The sequence below is a fragment of the Butyribacter sp. genome, assembly GCF_056818865.1.
On record NZ_DBLYGC010000001.1, the window covers coordinates 26,794 to 50,717 of the forward strand.

Sequence of the window (23,924 nt, forward strand, 5' to 3'; positions counted from 1 at the left end):
TGCTGCTTGCTCATAACACGATTACTCTGAAAACCTGTTCCACTGCAAGCTCCATATTTTTAATTGCATTTTCTTTTTTCATTGCTTCTTCAAGCGTAGTCACTCCCCGGACTATCGGAAAAAATGCATCTATCCCGTTTTCGTTACAGATTGCTGCATCAGCAGATATACTTCCGGCAAAAGCAATCACCTTTTTGTCGTATTTTTTTGCAAGTCCTGCTACACCTATAGGTGCTTTTCCCATAACAGTCTGGCTGTCAAGCTGTCCTTCACCTGTTATGACTATATCTGAATTTTTAATTTTATCTTCCATATCTGTAAGCTGCATTACAAGCTCTGCCCCGGGTGTAAGTTCTGCATTTAAATATGAAAGCAATGCAAAACCAAGACCTCCTGCTGCACCTGCTCCCGGAATATCTTCACACGACACACCGAGTTTTTCTTTTGTCTTATCTGCAAAATGTTTCATATCATTATCTATAAGCGGCTTCATTTCATCGGTCACGCCTTTCTGCGCACCAAATATATATGTGGCTCCTTTTTCACCATAAAGAGGATTATCAACATCACAAGCAACCTGAAATTTGATTTTTGATATCAAAGGATTTACTTTATCAGCAATAATCATCTCTACTTTTCCCAATGCCGCTACACCTTTCCCAACATCTTTTCTGTTTTTGTCCAGAAATTGATATCCAAATGCCTGAAGCATTCCAATACCACCATCGTTTGTCGCACTTCCGCCTATTCCGATAATAACTTTCTCACATCCTCTTTTTGCTGCATCCAGAATCATCTCTCCAACTCCGTATGTAGTTGCCATCATCGGTTTTTTTTCATTTACAAGTGTGAGTCCCGCTGCCGAAGCCATCTCCATAACTGCTGTTCTGCTCTCTTCAAGCCATCCATAATAGCAACTGACCGTTTCGCCTAAAGGTCCGGTAACCTCAAGTTCAATCTTTTCGCCACTCATGCCTTCTATAAGTGCATCCGTTGTCCCCTCACCGCCATCTGCAAGCGGACATACTACTGCTTCTGCATCAGGAACAGCTTTTAAAATTCCTTTTTTTGCTGCATTTCCTGCCTGCATGGAAGTCATGCTTCCTTTAAATGAATCTATCGAAATCAGTATATTCATATTTTCCCTTCTTTATCAATGTGTTTACCTCTCATATTACACAGCACAAAAGCCTCTCATGTTTTTATTCTACCACAATGAGAAGCTTTTGTATTACTATATATTATATTTAGTGAACTCAAAAACAGTACACCACCGTTTTCATCGGTGATGTACTGCAATACTTTCTTTATTCTGCTACTGATATCTCTATGGGCGAGGATAACGTTTTGTCAACTTATATGTTCCTTTTAATGCCTTATCATATTTTTTTCCTGATACGGTAACAACAATTTTTTTCTTATAAACCTTAATTGTCAAACCTTTTTTCTTTGAATAATATTTATCCTTTCCCTGTTTCATAAGCTCACCACTGTATGCGTTATATGCATATGGAATATTTATTTTGAAATTTCCTACATTCTTTCCTTCTGGAGATGAATACTGATTTAAGATAAATTCTGCTCCATCACTTTTGCGATATTCTCCTGAAAAATAAATACTCTTTGCACTTGTCTTTGCAACACCAAATACAGCTACACACATTGCCATAATAAGTGTTATTGATAAAATTCTTCTTACTGTTTTCATTTTAATTCTCCCTTACTAATTTTTATTTATATCATCTATATAACAAACTGTATTTTAGCACTATACTTAATAAATGTCATATGCTGTCAGCATAAAGCTATAAATTTATTGCTGTACCAATAGTCGCCTCACACACATTCATACTTAACCCTTCTTACTTTTTAACTCAAATCATTCTCAATATAAAATTGATAAAATCTTAAATGTAAAAAACTTGCACATATCTTTTTTTAACACTATACTTAAACTAAATGATGCAAGGGGCAAAATACCTTTTGATCCAAACATCGCCAAATATTTATATAACAAACCGTAAAGGAGGTAACAGACATGGCTGCCAGCATGAAAGATTTTGAAAAGGAACTTGAAAGTTCTTTTAAGGTAATAAAAGAAGGTGACATTTTAGATGTAACTGTAATCGGTATTTCAGAAACTGAGCTGACTGTCGATTTAAACTATTATACGGAGGGGATTATTCCTCTTGAAGAATGCAGCGACGATCCTGCATTTTCAATCAAAAATGACTGCAATATCGGCGATACGATTCGCGCAATGGTTATTGATGCAGAGGGTGATAATGGAGCTGTCATATTATCTAAAAAAGCTGCTCACAATCTACTTGTATGGGACGAACTTAAAAATGATATGGCAAACCGTACTGTTTTTTCCGTTAAAATAACAGAAGCAAACTCAGGTGGTGTAACCGGTTTTGTAAAAGGTGTCAAAGCGTTTATCCCTGCTTCAAAAATCGGACTTGATTATGTAGATGATACTGAAAGTTATGTCGGTATGACCTTAAATGCAATTATTATCACTGCTGATGCAACTGAAAAAAGACTTGTTCTGTCAGCAAAAGAAATCGCAAGAGAAAATGCCGCTCTTGAACATTCACAGAAAGTTTCAAAACTCGCTGTCGGCGAAACTGTTTCAGGAAAAATCGTGCGTATGGAATCTTACGGTGTATTTATCGAAATAGGCGAGGAACTTATCGGACTTTGTCATATTTCACAGATTACAAATAAATTTATCAAATCCCCAAAAGAAATTGTCAAGCTCGGTGATATTGTATCCGCTAAAATAATCGCTCTTGATGGTGACAGAATATCACTCAGCATGAAAGCACTTGAAGATGATATTCCTGATGATGAAGAAGATACATACGAAATTCCTGATGAGTTTCGTGCAGATAAGGAAGAAGAAAAAGATGAAAGTCCTTTTGCAAAACTGCTTAAAGGAATTAAATTATAATTACCTATTATAAAAATGCATAGGAAAGAAACTTTATGACAACTGATGCTGCTTATAAAATTCTCGGTTTAAATCACAATGCTGATAAAAATACGCTCAAAAAAAGATACATATAACACTAAAAAACAATACAGCTATAATTCATTTAACAGCTCACGTAAAAAGAAAACTGCCTGGAATGCCAAAATAAATTCAAACGCATATACTGAACGCACTATATATCATTCAAAGATGACAGGCTGTATTATATAATAATTCCACTATTAGAACAAAAACGTGCACAGGTTAAAATTGAAATTTCTCAAAATCAGAATAGCTCAAATACAAAAAGAATAAACAAATATAAAAATTGATGAGCTGCTTAACATATTTTTAAATGCATAATGTCAATTACAGCCAAAAAGTATCTGCCTGCTGCTAACGGCTAACAGTACGAATTGCCATATTTTAAGCATTTTTATATATGCTGTTACGCTCATCAAATTTTTCTAATTTTAATTGATTTTATTCATGTCCCTCCGGAATATCTTTTATAACTGTGCGCCATATTCTTATAAGAAATGCTGTCGATACGATAAAAGACATTATCTCAGCAATAGGAAACGACCACCATACCATATGAAGCCCACCGAACTTTGCGAGCAGATATGCAGCAGGTATAAGAACCACAAGCTGACGCATAATCGATACAACCATGCTGAATATTGCTTTTCCAAGTGCTTGAAATACAGTACCGACGATAATACAGTACCATGCGATAAGATAATGTACGCCGATTGTCCTAAGTGCAGGTATACCAATCTTAAGCAAATCATCAGATGCACTAAACATTCCAAGCAAAACCTGTGGAATACTCTCAAAAAGAACAAAACCGATAAATGTAAGACAAAATGCAACAAAAAGACTGAGCTTTATCGTTTTTGTCATACGCTTACGCTGTCTAGCCCCGTAATTATAAGCAATTATAGGTGTGATTCCATTATTTAACCCAAATACAGGCATAAAGAAAAAGCTCTGTAATTTAAAGTAAACACCAAATACCGCTGTAGCTGTCGATGAAAATTCAATAAGTATTCTGTTCATGCAATAAGTCATTATTGAACCTATTGACTGCATTATTATTGAAGGAATACCCACCGCATAAATCGTTCCGATAATCTTTAAATCCGGTCTGAATCCTTTAAATTCAAACTTAACCTCATGATTAAACTTATGATTGCATGTTCCCGCAACAATACCCGCAACACACTGACCGATTACTGTTGCCACTGCTGCACCTGTCACTCCCATTTTAGGGAAACCAAACATACCAAAAATCAAAATTGGATCTAATATAATATTTGTCAATGCACCACTAAGCTGTGATATCATACTAAAAATAGTTCTTCCTGTCGATGTAAGAAGTCTCTCAAAAAAGACCTGTGTAAATATTCCAAATGAGAAAATCATAACTGTGCTTAGATAATCAACACCCATCGTCATAATTTCAGCATCTGCACTCCCTACCTGACTTCTATAAAAAGGCTTAACTATAGTAAAACCGAGTATAAGAAATACTATATAGCTAAATGCATAAATAAAAGCAGCATTTGTTGCAGTTTTATTTGCTTTCTTGAAATTCTTCTCCCCAAGAGACTTAGACAAAAGTGCATTCATACCAACACCTGTACCGGTGCCTACTGCGATAAGAAGCGTCTGCAACGGAAACGCAAGCGAAACTGCCGTCAGCGCATTCTCAGATAGTTTTGCAACAAATATACTGTCAACAATGTTGTATAACGCCTGAACCAGCATCGAAACCATCATCGGCAGCGACATATTAAAAACAAGTTTTCCAATTGACATAGTTCCCATTTTATTTTCCTGAACCGGAACTGAATTTTGTTGATTATCCATTTTTATCTCCCTCCGTGTAATTCAATAATTTAATCTTATTATATCATTTATAATGATTAAAAGCTATTTATGCCGTACAGTTTCATATAATAGCACGAAAAGAAGAATATATGCAACATGCTTAATTTCTGTCTGTATTTTTGCGAATAAAATAATTCTATAATTAATGAATCAAACTGTATTGTGCAATTTGCTTCTTTCTATTCCCATATTTTATGAAAAATAAACAAGAAAAATGGTGTATAAATGCTACAAAGCACGATAAAATCGTGCTTTGCAAACTTTCTTAATATAATAAAAACTACAAGCTCTCAACAAATCTCATAAATGCTTCCTGACCTTCTTTTGTGCGCTTATAAACTCCTGCACATTCAAGCACCTTGACAAATACCTTACTTATTTCATTGTGAATTATTTCCATAATATTTTCTGAAGTGATTGTATAATTTCCAATCCATTCGTCTACCCAGTCGGCATGTTTTTCAAGTGTCTCATCTGCACGAATATCTTTGTGATTTAAAATCGCTTCTGCCAAGTCACTCATTTCTTTTTTCAATCTTGCTGGAAGTACCGCAAGCCCCATTACTTCGATAAGTCCGATATTTTCCTTTTTAATATGATGAAGATCGGCAGATGGATGATACATTCCCCATGGTGCTTCTTTAGTCGTAATGTTGTTACGCAAAACAAGATCAAGTTCGTATTTGCCATCACGCATACGGGCAATCGGTGTAATTGTGTTGTGCGGCACTCCATCCGTTTCACTAAAAATAAAAGCATCTTTATCTGTATATGCTCTCCAGCTTGTAAGAATGTGGTCTGCTGCCTCCACAATCTTTTCCGCATTTTCACCCTGTAAACGAATTACTGACATAGGCCATTTCACGATTCCTGCTGTTATGTCTTCAAATCCCGGAAGTTTAAAAGTTTTGTCATAACCGGCTTTTGCCATTGCAAATGTGTAACCGCCACCCTGAAAATGGTCGTGACTTAAAATAGAACCTCCAACTATAGGTAAATCTGCATTTGAACCAGCCATATAATGCGGAAACTGTCTTACAAAATCAAGTATTTTCCTAAATACTGCTCTATCTATCTTCATTGGTGTATGCTCTGCATTAAATATAATGCAATGCTCATTATAATAAACATATGGTGAATATTGTAAGAAATACTGCTGTCCATCTAATGTAACAGGCATAACTCTGTGATTTTGTCTTGCAGGATGCGAGAAATGTCCGGCATAACCCTCATTTTCCTTACATAAAAGACATGCCGGATAGCCTGATTTTTTAGCTTTTCCTGCTTTTGCAATGTCTCTTGGGTCTTTCTCAGGTTTTGAGAGATTTATAGTAATATCAATCTCTCCATATTCCGTATCAGTTACCCATTTCTCGTCCTTTGCAATTCTGTCTTTTCTTATGTAATTGGTTGCCTGACTGAAATTATAATAAAAATCTGTTGCTTCCTTTGGCGAAACATCATATTTTTCTTTGAATTTCTTTCTCACAATACTTGGTGCCGGAGTAATACAACCCATTATCTTTGTATCAAATAAATCTTTTGCTGTGATTGTATCTTCCTTCATAATTCCTTTCTCAAAGGCATATGTCATCATGTCTTCAAGAATTTCATGAACCGGTCTGAACGATGTAACTTTATCAACCTCGCTGTATTCCATTACATCAAATAATTCTAAAAGTCTATTTGTAACATAAATTTCATCACATTCTTCAATCAAGCCATTTTCTTTTCCGTATAAAACAAGTTCACTGATATATTTTGTAATCACTTTTTTTACCTCACTGTTGTTTTTTCTATATTTACTCTCATTTATTATCCAATAATTTTATATATGTTTTATCTTCTTAATTTAATCAATGACTTTCATTCCACCATATTTGCGAATTTTAAGAACACTGCATGCTCCCTTTCCAAATACCTTATCCATTTTTTCAAGATATTCTGGCACCGCTTCATTTTTAACAAACGCCTGAATAGTTCCGGCAAATCCGCCGCCATGTACACGGCATACTCCGTTTCCACCCTCAAGCACGCTGTCACTTATAGCAAGAGCAAGTGACACATTCTGATGTTTAATATCATTTACGGTATAGACATTTTGGAGGTATTTATATGATGAATCCCCCGACTCCTTGACAAGACTCAGGAATTTATCAATTTGTTCTGCTTTAAGAGCACCTGTTTCTTTGCCGACACGCTTATTCTCATTTATAAAATGAATTGCACGAAGCACTGCACGGTCACCGCACTTTTCTCTGAGCTTTGCTATATTTTCAAGAATATCTTCCATTGAAACTTCAAGAAGAACTTCTTTTCCAAAATAAGCTGCAACTTCCTTCATTTCCTGCGGAACTGCTGCATAATCTGCTGTTAAATCTGCATGCGAACCTTTTGTATCTGTGATACATAAACTGTATCCATATTTATTCATATCAAACTCAACTTTTTCAACAACAGGCTCTTTTGGATTTGCAAAATTTACATGAACAAGACTTCCTACCGAACACGCCATCTGATCCATAAGACCGCAAGGTTTTCCAAAGTACACATTCTCCGCATACTGACCGATAATGGCTATTGTAACGGCATCCATCTTTCCTTCATTATAAAGATATGAAATAATAGTACCTACGACTGTCTCAAAAGCAGCGGATGAAGATAATCCTGCTCCAATCAGCACATCACTTGTAATGTATGCCTTAAATCCACCAACATTGAAGCCATGATCCTTTGCACCTTTAAGCACACCTTTTATCAAAGCTTTTGTAGTCTCCTGTTCACTTTCATTATAAGAAAGATTGCTGACATCAATAACAATCTCTTTATATGTACCTGAAATGAGATGTATCATATTGTCATCAGTTTTTCTTGTAATTGCAATAGCGTCAAGATTGATAGACGCCGCAAGAATTTCACCATGCTGGTGATCTGTATGGTTTCCTCCAACCTCACTTCTTCCAGGAGCACTATAAATAGCTGCCTCTCCCTCACCGTAAAGTTTTTCAAACTTTTCAATTGCCTTAATATAACGCTCTGTCTGATATTTAATCTTGCTCTCATCAACATAAATATCTGACAATAAGTCTTTATAATCACCTTTTTTTAATGCTTCTTTTAATTCACTTGTCTTTTTCATGCACAAAATCCTCCTAAATTTATCTGCCAATTAACAAAAATTCTTATATATTAACACTCTGCCTTATTTAAGTCTAATATAATACCTGTTTACTAAAATGTCAAGAATTGTTTACTATTATTTTTACTAAATGTTTACTGTATTTTTTATAAATAATCTCGACAATCTTTGCTTATTGTGTTACCATATGTTTAGTAAACATTTGTGTATTTAAACAGATACAATTTTGGTTACTGTTGTTACTGTCCACACTTACTGTGCGACCAGCAGCCAATTTTCTTTTTTACAACTGAACTTATAAAAACTAATTTAACGAAGAAAGAGGACGTTATATGGCAACAATTCGTGATATAGCAAAGAAAGCAGGCGTTTCTCCCGGTGCCGTTTCAAGAATATTAAACAACGATAATACACTTCATGTCTCAGCCGAAACACGAAAAAAAGTGTTGAATACGGCAAAAAATTTAAATTATAAAAAGCTTCCAAGAGCAAATACCCCCGCCGCAAAAAACACCTTTACAATGGGTATAGTTTTATGGTTTTCAGCCGAAGAAGAATTAAAAGACAACTATTATCTCAAAGCAAGACAGGGTGTAGAAGATTTCTGTGAAAAAAATAATATAAATGTACTCCGTGTATTTCCCGGAGACTCCGAAAACTTTTCAAAATTAAACGATGTTGACGGACTTATATGTATAGGTAAATTCAGCCGTGAAGAAATCAAAAATTTCATTGATATATGTAACAATATTGTATTCCTCGATATGGCTGTAGACGAATTTAACATCACCTCCTTATCAATGGATTTTGAACACGCTGTTTACAGCGCACTTGATTATCTTACAGGGCTTGGTCACAAAAAAATTGCATTCTTAGGCGGAAAAGAATATGTCGGAAATCATGAACTTATAACAGATGCCCGCACAACTGCCTATAAAAAATATATGAATCACAGAAAAATGGATTATAAACCTTATTTTAAAGAAGAAAGTTTTACCTTTGAATCCGGTTGCAATATGATGAATCAACTTTTTAATGAAAATAATATTCCAACTGCCGTATTTGCGGCAAATGATGTTATTGCACTCGGAGCAATGAAAGCAATTCGCGAAAATAATTTTAAAATTCCTAACGATATATCCGTTATAGGTTTTAACGACGAAGAAACAAGTGCCTACATTGAGCCTCCGCTTACAACCATACACGCTCCGGCATACGATATGGGGCAACATGGTGCAAACCTTGTGTACGTCGCTTCAAATCTCAGCATAAAAACACCGCTTAAGGCTAAAATACCGTGTGAACTTGTGGTAAGAGAAAGCTGTAGGAAAAATATTGGAAGATAGTTCATGAAAAATAAAAAATCTGAAAACACTTTTAAAATAATAGATTTTCAAAAACACTCAGACAGTTTTATCTAAATGCTCTGAGTGTTTTCATTCTTACTAGATATTTTATTTTTACTTCTTATTAAGTTCGTTTTTAATCTTTTTTGTATCCTTATATGTAGCATAATTTAAAGCTGCATTTAACTTTGCAAGAGTATTAGCTTTAGTAGTTTCATCTTTAATCTTCTTTGTATATTCCAGTTGTTCCTCAGCAATTTCATTTGTCATTTTTGAAAGATCCAGCATAGCACTCTGCTTTTGTTCCATTCTGTCCCTATATTGTAATGTATCATATAAATTCTGTTACGGTTCCGAACCACAAAGGACATGATTTAACAATTGGAGTTCTTAAAAGTATCGAAAAAGTAACAGGACTGTCTCTTCGGAGATAGTCCTGTTACTTTTTTATTTTAAAATCCAGACATTCTTACTTTACTGCAGCCAATATCCACTTCTGACAGTCACCGCCCCAGAAATTCCACTGATTTATGTTTCCGCCTGAATCCCTGCTCCAGTCATACACATCAAGACCTGATTTACAGCTTGATGCCTTTGACAATACTGCATATGTTCCATCTGACTGTTTGCTTAATTTAAACAACTGATTTGTCCCTTTGTTCAGACTGTACTGTACAATGTTGGTTCCGTCCGCAGCACTTCCCATTGCCACATCAAGTGCCTTTGTATAATTTGATGCTCCTGTAAGTATATAGCAATATCCGTCACCATTTGATACTATCTTATATTTCTGTGATGCAAATCCATTATATGCCCACTGCTGGATATTCGCATGGTCTGCCGAACTTCCGTCTGCCACATCTAAATATTTGCCTGAAAACTTGTTTCTTATATAAAATATTCCCTCCGTCTTGCTTACTTTAACTGAATTTTTTGTTCCCCATATCGTCTGATTATTTTTTCCTATCAATGAGAATGTCATAACTTCATTGTGGCTCGGTGTTTCATCCTTCTGCTTGAAAAATACACCTTTATACATCACACCGTCTATAACCATCTGACAATAATATGTTCCTTTAATATAACTCCAGCTTCCCGTCACATCCCCGGTGATTTTTCCGTTGGAATTTAATTTTATTTTCTGTGTTGTGAGCATTCCGACATTTTTTGTTGAAGCATCTTTTCCATGATTTACAAATTCATATTCTCCAAGCATATCTGATGCTGAATAACCTGTTTTTGAAATCGTACTTCCGAGATACTCATAAACTGCCGTAACCGGCCAGTTATCCTGATTTAAAAACTGCTGGTGTACTCTCACTTCATGGGACTCATTTCCGCTGTCAAATCTGGTGTGATAAACAAGGTATCTCTGATTGTCCGTGTCAATAAATGCTGAGTTGTGACCGGCTGATTTGTAACCCTGCATTATCGGGGTAAAGTTATAATTTCCCATAACTTTTATTCCACGGTCTGCCTGATTTGTTCCTGCTGAAAATACTGCTGAATTTCCTGCGGCATCAACATAATTTCCATTGATTGTCTTTGAACGGTACATTCTCATATGGTAGCCGCCGTCTGCCCCAAGCCATCCATATGTTACATAGAGATAATAATAACCGCTCTCTGCATCGTACTGAATGTAAGGTGCTTCGCCTGATTTTTTATATCCGCCTGCTATTTTCTTACCAAAATATCCGTCTGTGTTACCACTTGTAGTTTTTGGATATTTCGGCTGACCGGTAGCCGCGTCAAGCTCAAGAATACAAATTCCTCCTGACCATGAACCATATGTCATCCATAGTTTTCCATTTGCGTCAAATAAAATACACGGATCTATCGCATTTGGATAAAGACTGCTATTATATGCTCCATTTGATGAGAACCAGTTTCCAACTTTCTCAACTTTTCCGTTATTTATCAATTTTGGAATATTGGTATTGTTATAGTTTGTATTAACAGTCTTTGTACCAAGGTCAGATGTTGTCGTAACCTTAACATCTCCCTTTGTAAATCCAGAATAAACAACTGTATCTACATAAGAGAACGGACCTGTCGCAGACTTCGATACCCCATATCCTATACATGAACGCACAGCCGTTGATGATGTGCAATAATAAATCATGTACGCACCCTTACTTCCGTCTTTCCATACATAATTTTTATTGTATATGACATCAGGTGCCCAGACACCGTATCCGCCCTTGCAATCGGAGTCATTGTAACCTGCCCACTGGAATGATGATGCAAGCGACTGTTCAAGAGATTCATTTTTTGAAGCTTTTGTGCTTCCACTGTTTTTAACAGCCGTTACAATTTCCCATTTCTGACAGTCACCGCCCCAATAGTTCCATTCATTTATATTTCCACCTGCTGATTTGCTCCAGTCATATACATCAAGACCTGATTTACAATCACTTGCTTTTGTCAAAATCGCATATGTTCCGTCTGCATTCTGAACAATGCGGTATTTTTGCATTTCTCCGCCCCAATAACTCCACTGCATAATGTTAGTGCCGTCTTTTGATGAACCACCGTCAACATCGACACACTTTTTATAGCTTGTCGCACCCGTAAGAATATAATAATAACCATCACCGGTAGAGACAAATTTAAACTTCTGTGCATCAGAACCGTTGTAAGACCACTGACGGATATTTGCTCCATCTTGTGCTGAGCCATTTTCAATATCAAGGTACAATCCGCTAAACTTATTTTTGATATAATAAATACCCTCGACATTTTCACTCGCATACAAAGATTTGTTTGTATATCCCTGAGTTCCCATAGCAGACCAGTTTCTCAAATCCTTTGATGATGCCTGTGCCATGTGTGAACCATAAATGTTGTAAGAACCTGTCGATGAATCATAAAAAATTGATGGGTCATGCACGGAAATTCTCGTTGTGCTTGAAGCAGCTGATGAACTTGCCGCCGCATTGGCATCAGCAGGTACAGCCGTCATACCGGATATGCACATTGCTGCTGCCATAAGTACAGTTGTGATTTTTTTAAGTCTCATTTTCATACTCTCCTTTAGATTTGCCAAGCGAATATTCGTGGTACACTCCGCTCTTTGCCTGATAGTGTTAAATACTAAGCCTCCAGAAACTCTCCCATACCCTATTAGATACTTTGCATAAATAATTCTAAATTATTTTATATTTTATGTTGATTATATCAGCATTATTTCATTTTTAAAATACAAAAAAGCAAAAAATGCATATAATTTTTAATTATTATACAACTTTTTTGCTTATTTTTACTATTTATTAAATTTGTTCTGTTTTATCTAAAACAAAAGCATTGCGAAAGTGCATATAAAAATACAGATAACTATAGTCAAGCGGATATTTGCAATACACATTCACTGCCTGCTCATAACATTACCATCTGCTATCGCAGCATATCAGTAGGGGTACAAGTCCCTTACCTGATAAGTCAAAAAAATCGCCACTTATATAACTCAATCAATCTCCAAAAGACTAATCCTTTAGAATCGATACATACAAGTGACGATTTCTTTATTTATGCCGCTTAATATCAATATTTATTTTCGATTAATTTACTCCGCAATAATATCCTTTACTACCTCACCTGCAATAATAAGACCTGCTACGGCTGGCACAAATGCCATACTTCCCGGTACTGCTCGTCTCTGCAGGCATGTACGCTGTACTCCCGGAGGACATATGCAATTGTTCTTGCAATTATCATTTTCATCTTCAATAGGTGTCATCGGTTTTTCTTCCGAATAAACAACTTTAAGCTTTTTCACGCCGCGTTTTTTAAGTTCACGACGCATTACTTTTGCGAGTGGGCACACTTTTGTCTTATAAATATCAGCCACTTTAAATGCGCTTGCATCCATTTTATTGCCTGCTCCCATACAGCTTATTATCGGAGTTCCTGTTTCCTGACATTTCATAACAAGTGAAATTTTTGCCGTCACAGTATCTACCGCATCTACAACATAATCATATTCCTCAAACGGAAATGTGTCTGCATTTTCAGGCAGTAAAAATGTCTTATAAACATTGACTGTAACCTTTGGATTTATTTCTAATATGCGTTCACGCATAATGTCTACCTTGTCTTTTCCCACTGTTTTTCTTGTCGCAATAAGCTGACGGTTCAAGTTTGTAAGACACACTTTATCATCATCTATCAAATCTATCTGTTCAACTCCGCTTCTGACAAGTGCATCAACCGTATAACCTCCGACTCCGCCTATACCAAACACAGCAACTCTTGATTTGTGAAGTTTTTCAATCCCTTCTTTTCCTATTAACAATTCTGAACGTGAAAATTGATTTTGCATTTAGACCTCCGTATCGTATCCACTAGCAGATTTCTGCTCCTGCCGGCATTTTCTTTTCAGGTGTCATAAGCGACAGATTTCCTTCTGCATCTTCTGCGCAAAGCAACATTCCCTCTGATAATACTCCTGCAAGTTTAGCCGGTTTAAGGTTTACAAGTACCATTACCTTTTTGCCAACCATCTCTTCTGCAGAGTAATGCTTTTTAATTCCTGATACGATTTGTTTTACTTCACTTCCGATTTTTACCTGTGAGCAGAGAAGTTTCTTTGACTTCTTAACTTCCTCACATGCGATTATCTCTCCTACCTGGAACTGCATTTTCTCAAAATCATCAAATGTAATTTCAGGTTTTGCTTCTATGTCTATTACTTCCTCATCTGACTCTGCTTCTTCTGCTGCACCGGCGGCCGCTTTCTGCGCTGCCTGAATTTCCTCAGCTTTTGCAAGCACTTCTTTTACGTCCAATCTCATAAAGAGAATTTCAGGTGCATCTGTTACCTTTGTTCCTGATTCATAAAGACCGAATTTATCCATATCTTCAAGTGTACGCTCTGTTGTGTTGAGCTGTTTTAAAATCTTCTCTGTTGTGTCAGGCATAAATGATTTCAAAAGACTTGCACCGATAGTAATACTCTCAATAAGGTTGTAAAGAACTGTTGAAAGTCTGTCTTTCTTTGACTCATCTTTGCCCAGTACCCAAGGCTCTGTCTCGTCGATATATTTGTTACATCTCTTAAAGATTGCAAATACTTCTGTAATTGCATCTGCAACACGAAGCTTATCCATTTTTTCTTCAACTTTCTTTGGTACGGAAAGTACGAATGACTTAAGGTCATCATCAACGCTTTCAGCAGCTCCTTTATCCTCTGCAACTCCGCCAAGATACTTGTTTGTCATTGAAATTGTTCTATTTACAAGGTTTCCAAGTGTGTTTGCAAGGTCTGAGTTCATACGCTCAACCATGAGTTCCCATGTGATTACACCATCATTTTCAAATGGCATCTCATGAAGTACAAAGTAACGAACAGCATCTACTCCGAACATATCTACGAGGTCGTCTGCATAAATTACGTTTCCTTTTGACTTACTCATCTTACCCTCTCCCTGAAGAAGCCAAGGGTGACCAAATACCTGCTTTGGAAGTGGAAGCCCAAGTGCCATAAGCATGATTGGCCAATAAATTGTATGGAATCTAAGAATATCTTTACCTATAAGATGAAGGTCTGCAGGCCAGAATTTTTCAAAAAGGTCTGTTCCTGTTTCACTTGTATCGTTGTTTCCGTCAACATCGTATCCAAGTCCTGTGATATAGTTGCTGAGCGCATCAACCCATACATATACAACATGACCCGGGTCAAAGTCTACAGGAATGCCCCATTTAAATGAAGTACGTGATACACACAAATCCTGAAGTCCCGGAAGAAGGAAGTTATTCATCATCTCGTTTTTGCGTGATTCAGGCTGGATAAATTCAGGATGTGTCTTTATATGCTCAATAAGTCTGTCTGCATAATTGCTGAGTTTAAGGAAATATGCTTCCTCTTTTGCCGGCTGACATTCTCTTCCACAGTCAGGACACTTTCCATCTACAAGCTGTGATGATGTAAAGAATGATTCACAAGGTGTACAGTACATTCCTTCATAATATCCCTTGTAGATGTCTCCCTGCTCATATAACTTTTTAAATATTTTCTGAACCTGCTTCTCATGGTATTCGTCAGTTGTTCTGATAAATTTATCATATGAAGTATTCATTAAATCCCAAATTGATTTAATCTGTCCTGATACATCATCTACAAATTTCTTTGGTGTTATACCTGCTTCATCAGCTTTTATCTCAATCTTCTGTCCATGCTCATCTGTTCCTGTCTGAAAACGGACATCATATCCCTGCTGTCTTTTAAATCTTACAATACTGTCTGCAAGAACTGCCTCATATGTGTTTCCAATATGCGGTTTACCTGATGTATAAGCAATCGCTGTTGTTAAATAAAATTTCTTTTTCTCTGCCATTTTGAACCTCCTATAAAATAAAAAAGCCTTTAAGAACATCATAAAATATTCTTAAAGGCGATTATACCGCGTTACCACTTTAATTCATCCGCACTTCAGAATGCGAACCTCAACCACTGCCATCACAGTGCCACGCTTTAACGGGCGTACCCGGTACCTCCTACTTTTATCGTTACTATACTATCACTATATTTACGCCTCATCTGCGGCATAAATATAAGATTATGTTCAGAGTGTACAGCTCCAAGACCATCTTCTGCTACATTCCATATGCCCTTTCTCAGCAACGGGTTACTTCCATATATAATGTACTAAGCAACTCTGCGGGTTCTCTGTAATACTTTCTGTAACATACTTTTCTTTTCACAGCCTTTTTCATTCATAGATAAATGTATTTTAATATGTGGGTTGGTATTTGTCAACTGTTAATGTAGCAGTTACAGTTCCACTTTAAGGACTTTGCTATTGATGACACATTTCTTTCGCTGTCCTCATTCTCATAAAGTGCCATAAGTACCTGCAGCTTTAACATTTCGTTTTTTCTCAAAATAACATTGATTGATGTGCTTTTTTTATCAAAAAGAATTTCTATACCGACAAATTTATACTTGCCGCAATCTCTGTCTGACCTTCCGGACTCTCTCCGGCAGAAAGCTCGATCTGCTCTGTGGCAAGCTTTGATGTATCCACAAGCGTCTGTGACATATCCATACTTAATGATGCTCCCTGAACCTGCGACATCATTATCCCAAAATCACCTCCACCTCGTTTCCATATTTCAATCTTTTCTTTAAGATATGTGATATCTGCGTCCATCAGCTTGCTGTTTTCTTCTCCTCTGTGAGCCTGTTTCTCTCTTTTTTCCTGCTTTCTTATTTCGTCTTCTATTTTTCTTAATTCTTTCTGCTGCTCTGCTCTTATCTTTTCATCCGGAATTTTGACAACCGTTTCTTTCTTTGATGAAATATACTTGTCATCATCTTTTCTATTCATGACTTCCTGTTTTATATGTGCAAGTTTCTTTTTTGCAATAGTTATCATTCTTTTTGCATGTGAGATTGCAATGTTTAATTCATCCGCATCATAATTGCCGCTTGCAGCTTTTCTCCTGAGTGCCGACAGATTTGAATTTGCACTTGCAACGGCATTACTTGCCTGTGATACGCTTTTAGCCCCCTGAATACTTGAAGATACTTTTTTATAGCTGTAATTTAAAACTTTTTTCGTCTTTGTCTCTGTTTTTGCAGCGTTTTTCTGAGCCTCTTTCATTCGCTCAAGCATATCTTTTAATCCTTCAAGCTGTTTTTGAAACTTTTCATATTCTTCTTCCTTTTTCGTCTTTTGTGAGCTTTTATCACCTGACGCACTGTCGTCCTCAATCTCTATATTGCTGTCATCACTCAGTTGGAGAATAACACCATCATCTTTTGTCTTATAGGTATTTGCAATACCATTGTCAGACTTAACAGAAATTCCGATACCATTTTTCGTCGTAATATCGGCGTATGTACTGACTGCATCATCCGAAACCTCACCGGATTTTGAGTAATTCTGCTTGCCGGACACCTGCTTACTTCCCCTTGTCTGAACATTATCTTTCTGTAAAGCTTTGTCCTTCTTTGTTTTTCTGTTTATATGATTTTGTCCTGTTTGAAACAGTGCATTATTTATACCTACTGCCATAAAACTCCCTCCTTGTTCTTAGACATCTAACACTTTTAACACTATGTTTTTAGCTCCTTTTTCTATATATCGGCAGTAAATACAAAACTTCTCAACATCATTCAACAACAATTCCACCATATTTCCACCTGTTTTCCACATGATTTTTGCAAGTTATCCACAAGTTATCCACAAATTGTGCATAAATGGTTTGATTGAGCGGTGAATGTATTAACGCAGAAATTGACTTTATTAAACAACAGTGTTAAAATCTCTTTGAACAAATGTTCTTGAAGGAGATTACTAATGAAACGCAACACAAACATTTTAAAAATTGTCACTTATTCTTTTTATATTATTATCACATTTGTAATTTTAATATTTATCCTTTATTATAGTAAAAATAAAGAAGTAAAATTTATTCTCAGTTCCATCGGTATCTGGTTTTGTTTTTTTCTTTTCTGCGTCTACAAAATATGCAAAGCACGAAAATATGTAGGATTTTTTGAAAAAGGCATATATGATGCTGTAGATTTTGATGATATGGACGGTTTTGAGTTTGAAGAACTTACTTGCGACATTCTTGTTGCCAATGGTTTTGAAATTGCCGAGAGTACCCAAAACAGTGGTGATTTCGGTGTGGATGTTATTGCTCAAAGAGACGGTATTATATATGCAATACAATGTAAAAGATACAATGGTCCTGTCGGAATTGACGCTGTACAGCAAGTTTATGCCGGACGTGATTTTTATGAATGTAATGTTGCTGTCGTTCTTACAAACAGTTACTTTTCAAAAGCCGCACAGAGGCTTGCTGACAAAATCGGTGTGGTTTTATGGGACAGAGAAATGTTTAAGGAATTATTATAAATGGAGATTTTGATTTATGAACACCATTAAAATATCAGTCAGAAATCTTGTTGAATTTATATTAAGAAGTGGTAATCTCACTACATCATCAGGGCTTAAAGACCCCGATGCAATGCAGGAGGGTGCACGTATACACAAAAAAATTCAACGTAAGATGAAATCAGGTTATCAGGCTGAAGTTGCGCTGTCAATTACTGTTCCAATCAGTTATGACGACATCAATTTTGAAATATGCGTCGAGGGGCGTGCCGACGGTATTTTCACAAACGAAACCGGTTATAATATTGATGAAATAAAAGGTGTTTACAGGGAACTTGCATCCATTGAAAATCCCATTGAAGTTCACAGAGCACAGGCTCTTTGTTATGGTTATATATGGGCATGCGAACACAGTCTTGAAGGTATCGGTATACAGATGACTTATTGCCATATCCCAACCGAAGAAATCAAACGCTTTAATGAATATATTGATTTTAAGACACTTGAAAAATGGTTTTATGAGCTTTTACATGAATATGCAAAGTGGGCGTCATGGGAGCTCAAATGGCATGAAAAAAGAAACATTTCAATAAAAAATATTGAATTTCCTTTTGAATACCGTCCCGGCCAAAACACTCTTGTAAAAGGTGTTTATCAGACAATTCTTAGAAAAAAAAGACTTTATATAGAAGCTCCGACAGGTGTCGGAAAAACAATCTCAACTATCTTTCCGGCTGTCAAGGCAATGGGCGAAGAACTCAGCGAAAAACTGTTTTACCTCACAGCAAAAACGATAACCCGCACAGTGGCACAGGACGCATTTAATATTCTTTTGGATAACGGCGTACATCTCAAATATGTAACTATTACAGCAAAAGAAAAAATATGTATTCTTGATAAACCTACATGCAATCCCGGTTCGTGCCCGAGAGCACTGGGACACTTTGACAGAGTAAATGATGCTGTTTTTGACGTCATAACTCATGAAGAACATATAACAAGGGAAATTGTATCAACATATGCCGAAAAGCACAATGTCTGTCCTTTTGAAATGTGTCTTGATATATCCACATGGGTTGATGCTGTCATTGGTGATTACAATTACGCTTTTGACCCAAATGCATGTCTAAAGCGTTTTTTTGGTACGGACACAACATCAAACAACTATATTTTTCTTATAGATGAAGCCCACAATCTTGTTGACAGAGCCAGAGAAATGTACTCGGCTGCTCTCATAAAGGAGGATTTTCTTTCAATAAAAAAACTTACAAAATTTATGAGCAAAAAAATTACAAATGCCATTGAGCGCTGCAACAAATCGCTTCTTGCTCTCAAACGTGACTGTGATGTTCTTACCGAATGGCAGCTTATAGATATTGAAGATTTTGTTATCAGACTTATGCAGCTTGCAAATTATCTCGACGAATATCTGCAGGACTCCCGCAATAATAAGCATGGTTCAAACAATGTAAAAGGACAGATAAATTTAATGGAATTTGATGGCGTGAATAATTCTGAACTTGTTCCTGATACAAGAGAGAAAATACTTGATTTTTATTTTTCAGTAAGGGCATTTCTAAATACATATGAACTGCTTGACGATAAGTATATTATTTATTCTGATTACTCAGAAGATGGAAATTTCAGACTACGTCTTCAATGTATGGACCCCTCCACCAATCTTGACAGCTACTTAAAAAAAGGAAGATGCAGTATTTTCTTTTCAGCAACATTTCTTCCTATTAAATATTATATGGAACAGCTTGCCGGAGGAACAGATGATTATGCGGTCTATGCTCCGTCTCCATTTTCTCCTGAAAACAGACTTATAATGATTGGTCGGGATGTCAGTACAAAATACACAAGGAGAGGTCCGGCAGAGTACAAAAAAATTGCCGGTTATATTACTGATTTTATATCTGCAAAAATGGGAAATTATCTTATATTTTTCTCATCATACAAAATGATTGATGATGTACTTCAATTTGTTGAAGAAAATTTAGATTTTGAACCTGACATTTACATTCAGTCATCTTCGATGAACGAACAACAGCGTGAAGAATTTTTGAACAATTTCAAAGAAAATCCCACCAAAACAACTCTCGGCTTTTGTGTTATGGGAGGTATATTCGGTGAGGGAATTGATTTAAAAGAAAACAGACTTATAGGCGCAATTATCGTTGGAACCGGACTTCCAATGGTCTGCAATGAAAATGAACTTTTCAAGGACTATTTCGACAGAGAAGATAAACCCGGTTTTGACTATTCGTACCGCTACCCCGGTATGAACAAAGTTTTACAATCAGCCGGACGAGTCATAAGAACCGATACCGACAGGGGTGCAATCCTTTTGCTTGATGAAAGATTTACGCAGGCATCATATCAAAAATTGTTTCCTAAGGAATGGTACCCGTATGAAGTTGTCACGAAGAATAGTATGAGAAAACGTGTAGAGGAATTTTGGAAAGATTAATGCTACAGTCTGACCGAACATCATAAAAGTGGATATTATATAATAGATTATTAAAATTTATTCAAAAAAGCTGATTCATACTTAGAACCAGCTTTTTTGAATTTTAATATACATTTGACATTAATATACGTTTTAAACACCCATAATTACGAACGATAATCTCCGTTAATCTTAACATAATCATAAGTAAGGTCACATCCCCATGCTTTCGCACTGGCTTCTCCCTGACCAAGATTAACGTCTATAAATATTTCGTCTTTTGCAAGAAGTTTTGCTGCTTCATCCTCTGAAAACTCAACTCCTGCTCCATTCTCACATACTTTCACACTGCCAACTTCTGAGCGAAGTGATACACTGACTTTTGAAATATCAAATTCTGCTTCTGCATATCCGATGGCACAAAGAATTCTTCCCCAGTTTGCATCTTCTCCAAACATTGCACATTTGAATAACGGGCTTCTGATAACACTTTTTGCTACAATTATTGCTGTTTCCATGTCAGGTGCACCACAGCAGGTACACTCAAGCAGCTTTGAAGCACCCTCACCATCTGCTGCAAGCATTTTCGTCATGTTTGACATTACAATATAAAGAGCTTTCTTGAACTTTTCGTAGTTTTCATCTTCAGCTACAATCTCTTTATTTCCTGCAAGTCCGTTTGCCATGACACTTACCATATCATTTGTAGATGTATCTCCGTCTATGCTGAGGCAGTTATATGTAATCTTGACTATTTCGCTAAGTGCTTTCTGAACCATTTCCGATGAAATAGCTGTATCTGTTGTCACAAAATTGAGCGTTGTCGCCATATTCGGATGAATCATTCCACTTCCTTTTGCCATACCGCCGAGATGACAAACTTTTCCATCAATCTCAAACTCCACAGCAACTTCCTTGCGAACAGTATCTGTTGTCATAATCGCATCTGCTGCCGCTGTATGACCGTCTGCTGTCATTCCGTCAACAAGCTGCTGCATATAATCTTCAAAAGGTTTTACTGAAAGTCTCTGTCCTATAACTCCTGTTGAAGCAACTATTACTTCCTCAGGCTTAATTCCTATTGCGTCTGCAAGAAGCTCAGAAACTTTCTCTGCAATCTCCTCACCGTCAGCATTACATGTATTTGCGTTTTTTGAATTGACAATAACTGCTTTTGCTTTGCCGCCGCTCTTTTCAAGATGCTTTTTAGTAACAATTATCGGTGCACCTTTTACTTTATTCTGAGTATAAACACCTGCCGCATTACACTCTTTTTCACTGTACACAACACCAAGGTCAAACTTTTCCTTAACCGGATTTATACCGCAGTTAAGTCCGTTTGCGACAAAACCTTTAGCAGCACATACTCCACCTTCAATATATTTATATCCGTCAAAAATCTCTTTAGTCATTATGAGCCTCCTGTTTTTCTGCATTATTAAACATCTTAACTCTTTTTTGAGATTTTAACAATACTTACTTTTTATACTTATTTTTGTTTTGCACTTTTTAAGTTTACATTTATTGTAACTTTACCGTTTTTTTCGAGTTTATCAAGTTCATCCTTTGTTAAGTCCACCTGTTTTCCGTCTACATAATATGTTACACTTCCATCGGCATATGCTGTGCATGAAGCTGAATTACCCGTTGCATTTCCGTTTTCTTCGGCATCATTTATTTCAACTACAACTTTTGAGTCTTTATTTTTTTCAGGTGTCTCGCTTACGTCCTTCTCGTCTGATTTTACCTGTGCTTTATTATTAGCAGTTCTTTCTACTTTACCGGATTTCTTTGTTTCATCATCTGCAACGGACTGTTTTTTTGCCGATACCTGCTCCGTTTTTATCTCTCCGTTACTATTTGCTTCTGTGAAAGCTTGTGCAATACCGTTCTGTGAAAATACTGTCACGGCTCCTGCAAGTATAATTGCTGCTCCTAACGCTCCGATTGTTGTTGTTTTCTTAAATTTCATAATAGCCACTATCCTTTCTTTTACTGCATTCTTTCCAAAACCGTTGGCAAAGAATGATAATCTACACTGTTTTTCCGCAAGGTTCAAAAGCACCATTGCATATTCTTTCCTGAAATCTTCACCGCATCTCAATATCACCCGCTCATCACAAGCCATTTCAATATCACGGTTCATAAAAATATACATCAGCCATACAAGAGGATTGAACCAATGAATACAAACTGCAAAAATCACCGCCAGTTTCCAAATGTTATCCGCATATTTTATATGAATACTTTCATGCATCAACACGTATTTTATTTCATTGTCTTGACCAGAAGACAACCCGTCCGATTTTTTCAATCTCATAAATATTTTTGGAAATATTATCTCCGGATGTATAATTCCAAATGTTATCGGTGTCGCTGTCATATCAGAAACATAAAGTTTTACATGTTTCGGCAAAATTTTCATCTGCCTGATATTCTGCTCAAGTTCCTCCTGTAATGGTAATGCAGCTTTAAACTTTTTGTACTCCCTATAATATGAAACTGCAAAAAACACAATTAAAACAACTGCCACAAGTCCCCACCCTGTCAACACTAAATTTATATTATTATTTTCAGAATACAGATTTTGCGGCTTCGACATCACTGATGTCCCTGCTGCATAATATATCCCGGACTTATTTTCACTCCTAAAAAGCCCACCCAAAATATTTTTTGCTCCTCTGACCACTCCAATGAAAGGCTTTGCAATACCAATTGTTATCGGAAGATTAACCGGTATTATCAAACGAAGTAAAACAATTTTCCACATTGTAACGATAAATCTTTTTGAAAAATAATTCCCGACAGCTTTTTCTAAAATAATCGTAAGTATAATAAGCACTCCTGCCGAAACACTCATGTCTATAAGCATTTAAACACCTCACTTCATTTGATTTACCATATCTTTCAACTGCTCCAGTTCTTCTGCCGTCAATCTGTCCTCAGACAACATTGCCGCAAAAAAATTCTTTTTTGACCCTTCAAACATACGGTCTATAAGTTCCTCTGTCTCATATTCCTGTGCATCTTTCTTTGAAATAAGTGCTCTGCATCTGAATTTCGGTTCAATTCTTTCAACAGCGCCTTTTTCAATACATTTTTTAATAACTGTATATGTGGTATTTCTATTCCACCCTATTTCTTCTTTTAAAATTTTTGCTATCTGTCCTGCTGTCAATTCACCCTCTTTCCATAAAATCTCCATAACTTTCAGTTCTGAATCATAAAGCTTTATTCCCATGGTAATTCCTCCCTGTGTTTTCGGTTT

18 protein-coding genes are annotated in these 23,924 nt (G+C 36.3%); 4 read left to right on the forward strand and 14 right to left on the reverse strand.

Features of this window, described 5'->3' with window-relative positions:
* Positions 1-10: 10 nt before the first annotated feature.
* A complete protein-coding gene (locus tag ACZLXV_RS00110; RefSeq protein WP_482382106.1) occupies positions 11-1,138 on the reverse strand; it encodes a glycerate kinase family protein in 1,128 nt (375 codons plus the stop codon).
* 189 nt (positions 1,139-1,327) lie between these two features.
* Complete coding sequence (locus tag ACZLXV_RS00115; RefSeq protein ID WP_482382107.1) at positions 1,328-1,708, reverse strand: hypothetical protein; 381 nt, start codon at positions 1,706-1,708, stop codon at positions 1,328-1,330.
* Positions 1,709-2,038: 330 nt separating this feature from the next.
* Between ACZLXV_RS00115 and ACZLXV_RS00120 the strand changes: the two genes are divergently transcribed.
* Complete coding sequence (locus ACZLXV_RS00120; protein ID WP_482382108.1) at positions 2,039-2,956, forward strand: S1 RNA-binding domain-containing protein; 918 nt, start codon at positions 2,039-2,041, stop codon at positions 2,954-2,956.
* A 504-nt stretch (positions 2,957-3,460) separates the two neighbouring features.
* Here the strand turns inward: ACZLXV_RS00120 and ACZLXV_RS00125 are convergent.
* The 3 genes from ACZLXV_RS00125 to ACZLXV_RS00135 form a co-directional block, all read right to left on the reverse strand.
* Positions 3,461-4,852 carry an MATE family efflux transporter gene (locus ACZLXV_RS00125; protein WP_482382109.1) on the reverse strand — a complete coding sequence of 464 codons (1,392 nt, stop codon included), beginning with the start codon at positions 4,850-4,852 and terminating at the stop codon, positions 3,461-3,463.
* A gap of 301 nt (positions 4,853-5,153) precedes the next feature.
* On the reverse strand, positions 5,154-6,644 hold the full coding sequence (galT, locus tag ACZLXV_RS00130) for a UDP-glucose--hexose-1-phosphate uridylyltransferase (protein WP_482382110.1): 1,491 nt from the start codon (positions 6,642-6,644) through the stop codon (positions 5,154-5,156).
* A gap of 81 nt (positions 6,645-6,725) precedes the next feature.
* Positions 6,726-8,012 (reverse strand): galactokinase, encoded by a 1,287-nt coding sequence (locus tag ACZLXV_RS00135; protein ID WP_482382111.1) that lies wholly within the window; start codon positions 8,010-8,012, stop codon positions 6,726-6,728.
* Between the two features lie 332 nt (positions 8,013-8,344).
* Here ACZLXV_RS00135 and ACZLXV_RS00140 point away from each other — a divergent pair, with 332 nt between their 5' ends.
* Positions 8,345-9,358 (forward strand): LacI family DNA-binding transcriptional regulator, encoded by a 1,014-nt coding sequence (locus ACZLXV_RS00140; RefSeq protein WP_482382112.1) that lies wholly within the window; start codon positions 8,345-8,347, stop codon positions 9,356-9,358.
* A gap of 114 nt (positions 9,359-9,472) precedes the next feature.
* Here the strand turns inward: ACZLXV_RS00140 and ACZLXV_RS00145 are convergent, their stop codons facing one another.
* The 6 genes from ACZLXV_RS00145 to ACZLXV_RS00170 all read right to left on the reverse strand — a co-directional run bounded on the left by ACZLXV_RS00145 (position 9,473) and on the right by ACZLXV_RS00170 (position 17,376).
* Positions 9,473-9,667, reverse strand: coding sequence for a hypothetical protein (locus ACZLXV_RS00145; RefSeq protein WP_022225446.1), 195 nt, complete (start codon positions 9,665-9,667; stop codon positions 9,473-9,475).
* 160 nt (positions 9,668-9,827) lie between these two features.
* The gene (locus ACZLXV_RS00150; RefSeq protein WP_482382113.1) at positions 9,828-12,380 is read right to left on the reverse strand and encodes an RICIN domain-containing protein; all 2,553 of its coding nucleotides are present in this window, start codon (positions 12,378-12,380) and stop codon (positions 9,828-9,830) included.
* A gap of 543 nt (positions 12,381-12,923) precedes the next feature.
* Positions 12,924-13,679, reverse strand: a complete 756-nt coding sequence (locus ACZLXV_RS00155) for a tRNA threonylcarbamoyladenosine dehydratase (RefSeq protein ID WP_482382114.1) — start codon at positions 13,677-13,679, stop codon at positions 12,924-12,926.
* A 22-nt stretch (positions 13,680-13,701) separates the two neighbouring features.
* Entirely contained in the window at positions 13,702-15,693 is a 1,992-nt protein-coding gene (metG, locus tag ACZLXV_RS00160; RefSeq protein WP_482382115.1) for a methionine--tRNA ligase, read from the reverse strand.
* A 137-nt stretch (positions 15,694-15,830) separates the two neighbouring features.
* A complete protein-coding gene (locus tag ACZLXV_RS00165; RefSeq protein ID WP_367335629.1) occupies positions 15,831-15,980 on the reverse strand; it encodes a hypothetical protein in 150 nt (49 codons plus the stop codon).
* A gap of 301 nt (positions 15,981-16,281) precedes the next feature.
* A complete protein-coding gene (locus ACZLXV_RS00170; RefSeq protein WP_482382116.1) occupies positions 16,282-17,376 on the reverse strand; it encodes a hypothetical protein in 1,095 nt (364 codons plus the stop codon).
* Between the two features lie 285 nt (positions 17,377-17,661).
* Here ACZLXV_RS00170 and ACZLXV_RS00175 point away from each other — a divergent pair, with 285 nt between their 5' ends.
* Positions 17,662-18,225, forward strand: coding sequence for a restriction endonuclease (locus ACZLXV_RS00175; RefSeq protein ID WP_482382117.1), 564 nt, complete (start codon positions 17,662-17,664; stop codon positions 18,223-18,225).
* Between the two features lie 16 nt (positions 18,226-18,241).
* Entirely contained in the window at positions 18,242-20,677 is a 2,436-nt protein-coding gene (locus ACZLXV_RS00180) for an ATP-dependent DNA helicase (protein ID WP_482382118.1), read from the forward strand.
* 146 nt (positions 20,678-20,823) lie between these two features.
* Here ACZLXV_RS00180 and argJ read toward each other — a convergent pair whose 3' ends face one another.
* The 3 genes from argJ to ACZLXV_RS00195 form a co-directional block, all read right to left on the reverse strand.
* A complete protein-coding gene (gene argJ, locus ACZLXV_RS00185; RefSeq protein WP_482382119.1) occupies positions 20,824-22,068 on the reverse strand; it encodes a bifunctional glutamate N-acetyltransferase/amino-acid acetyltransferase ArgJ in 1,245 nt (414 codons plus the stop codon).
* A 77-nt stretch (positions 22,069-22,145) separates the two neighbouring features.
* Positions 22,146-23,528 (reverse strand): M56 family metallopeptidase, encoded by a 1,383-nt coding sequence (locus ACZLXV_RS00190; RefSeq protein ID WP_482382120.1) that lies wholly within the window; start codon positions 23,526-23,528, stop codon positions 22,146-22,148.
* Positions 23,529-23,537: 9 nt separating this feature from the next.
* Positions 23,538-23,897: a BlaI/MecI/CopY family transcriptional regulator gene (locus ACZLXV_RS00195; protein ID WP_482382121.1), complete on the reverse strand. Its 360-nt coding sequence runs from the start codon at positions 23,895-23,897 to the stop codon at positions 23,538-23,540.
* Between the last annotated feature and the right edge of the window lie 27 nt (positions 23,898-23,924).